The following is a 2,609-nucleotide window of genomic DNA, read 5'->3' on the forward strand; positions in this document are numbered from 1 at the left end:
CACCGCCGCGTCGATGGCGAGCCCCGCCCGGTCGAGCAGGGCCTCGGCCGCGTGCTGGCGGATCGTCAGGTCGCCGACGGCGCGGATGGTGTAGGGGTCGTCCGACGCCCGCTCCTGCCCGCTGTCGATCCAGGGCCGCGCCCGCTCGCGCACGAAGTCGATGGTGTCGTCGAGCGCCGCGCGGCCGATCCCGGCATCGACGGCGGCCTGGATGATCTGGAAGATGGCGCCGTCCGCCCGCGGCGCCTCGTAGGCGCGGTAGCCCGGCACGAGGTGGGTCTTCTCCACCCGCACGTCCTCGATGAGGACGGTGCCGCTCGCCGTGCCGCGCTGGCCGAAGGCCGACCAGTCGTCGATCACGGTGAGGCCGGGCGCGTCGCGGTCGGCGATGGCGTACCAGGCGCGGCCCGCCCCATCGAGGGCGACGATCGGCACGCGGTGGGCGAGCAGAGCCCCCGAGGCGTAGAATTTCTGGCCGCGCACGATGACGTGGTCGCCGTGATCGGTGAAGCGGGTCTCGAACTCCGCGGCGCGCTTGGTGCCGCGCTCCGAGAAGGCGTTGCCGAAGCGGGTGCCCTTCAGGATCTCGGCGAAGAGCAGAGCCTGCTGCTCGGGGTCCGACACCGTTCGGATCGCCGCGACGATGCCGAGATGGTTCTGCGCGATCTGGGCGATCGACGGGTCGGCGGCGGCGATGATCGCGATTACCTGGGCGAGCGTCCGGTAGGAGACCTCCGGCCCGCCGAAGCGTTTGGGCACGTTGATCGACCACAGGCCGCTCTGGGAGAAGGCGTCGAGTTCGGCGAGCGGGCGCGCGTTGGTGCGGTCGCGCTCGGACGCGCCCTCGCGGAAGGCCTTTGCCAGGTCATGGGCGATGCGGATCGCCTCGGCGTCGTCGCGGACGACGTGGGCGGGCCGTTGCGGACGCGCGGGGCCGGGCACGCCCTGCGGCCGGCTGCCGGCCTCGGCCGTGGTGGGGCTGACGGCGATGGTCATGGGCGGTCTCCGGTGATGGACAGCGGCAGAATTAATCGCGCGGAAAGCCCCTCCCCCCTCTGCGGGGGAGGGTGGCCCCCGAAGGGGGTCGGGAGAGGGGAAACCCCGTCGCCGGATCGGTCGCGGCAGCGGACGGCTTGCGCCCCCTCCAGCACCGTCGCTCCCCTCACCCGCCTACTCCGCAGGCACCCTCCCCCGCATAGGGGGAGGGTTTTGGCGTCAGGCCGCCTCGGCTCGGCGCTCGCGGGCAGCCTCCAGCGCCCGCACCCGCGGGATCACCTGTTCGCCGAAAAACTGCACCTCCTCCTGGAAATGCAGGAAGGCGAGCAGGGCGAGGTCGGCGCCGGCGTCCTTGAGGGCGAGGATGCGCTCGGCGATCTGGTCGGGCGTGCCGATCAGGTTGGTCCTGAAGCCGTCGTTGTACTGGACCAGATCCTCGAAGCTGGACTTGGCCCAGTTGCCCTCGCCCTCGGGCGAGGCCGCGCCGGCGTTCTTCACCTCGTGGCCGAAGGCCCGCACCGCCTCCGGGTCGGCGTGGGCGATGATCTCCTGCAGCACGGCGCGGGCCTCCTCCTCCGTGTCGCGGGCGATCACGAAGGCGTTGACGCCGACCTTCACCGCGTGGCCGTTCGCGGCCGCCTTGGCGCGGAGGTCCTCGACCTGGGCCCGCACGCCGTCGGGCGTGTTGCCGTTGGTGAAGTACCAGTCGGAGACGCGGGCGGCCATGTCGCGGGCGGCGCGCGAGGAGCCGCCCTGGAAGATCTCGGGCAGGCGCGCGCCCGGCTTCGGCTTCAGGGTGTAGTCGCTGTAGCGGTAGAAATCGCCGCGGAAGGTGAAGTTGTCCTCGGTCCAGATCCCGCGCAGGCTGCGGATGAACTCTTCCGAGCGGCGGTAGCGCTCGTCGTGGTCGAGCCAGGGCTCGCCGATCGCCCGGAACTCGCCGGAGAACCAGCCCGAGACGATGTTGACCGCGATCCGCCCCTCCGTGAGCTGACCGATCGTGGCGATCTGCTTGGCCGCGAGCGTCGGGTTCCAGGGGCCGGGCAGGATCGCGGCGATCACCGTGAGCCGCGTCGTCGCCGCAGCCAGCGCGTGGCTGAAGGCGACCGATTCGTGCTGGTACTCGGCGCCGTAGCCGGCGGTGAAGCGGATCTGCGTCAGCGCGTAATCGAAGCCCGCGGCCTCCGCGATCTGCGCGAGCCGGCGGTTATAGTCGATGTCCCAGCCCGTGCGCTGCTCGATCCGGCTGATGACGAGCCCGCCGGAGACGTTGGGCACCCAGTAGGCGAAGCGGATCGGCTCGGGCGTGGCGGGGGCTTTCCGGACAGACATGATGGCGCGGCGCTCGTCTCGGCAAGTGTTGATCGGGAACACTATGAGATGATGGCGGATTATTTGGCCTGATCATCTCGTCATGTCGGATCATTGCCGCGGAAGATGCTCGCGTCAAAGGAATGATCGGGCGTTTTTTCAGGTGATCGAGAAAGCCTGTTCTTTGCCGCGCCGCGCATGGGCGAAGAACGTTGTCGTTGAATACGATCGTGGCCGGGAACACGCGGTCGCACCGTCCGCAAACGAAAAGAGCCGCCCCGTCGGGGGCGGCTCTTTTCGTT

At 70.2% G+C, this 2,609-nt stretch carries 3 protein-coding genes; all 3 read right to left on the minus strand.

Annotation, left to right across the window (positions count from 1 at the left end; all coding sequences use genetic code 11):
• The coding region (locus MFF42_RS17520) for an SfnB family sulfur acquisition oxidoreductase (protein WP_238256893.1) at positions 1-996 on the minus strand (996 nt) is incomplete at its 3' end.
• 219 nt (positions 997-1,215) lie between these two features.
• Positions 1,216-2,328, minus strand: coding sequence for a dimethylsulfone monooxygenase SfnG (gene sfnG, locus MFF42_RS17525; RefSeq protein ID WP_238256894.1), 1,113 nt, complete (start codon positions 2,326-2,328; stop codon positions 1,216-1,218).
• Positions 2,329-2,408: 80 nt separating this feature from the next.
• On the minus strand, positions 2,409-2,609 hold a 201-nt coding region (locus MFF42_RS17530; protein WP_238256895.1), incomplete at its 5' end, for a hypothetical protein.

It is taken from the genome of Methylorubrum podarium (genome assembly GCF_022179745.1).
Classification (GTDB): Bacteria; Pseudomonadota; Alphaproteobacteria; order Rhizobiales; family Beijerinckiaceae; genus Methylobacterium; species Methylobacterium podarium.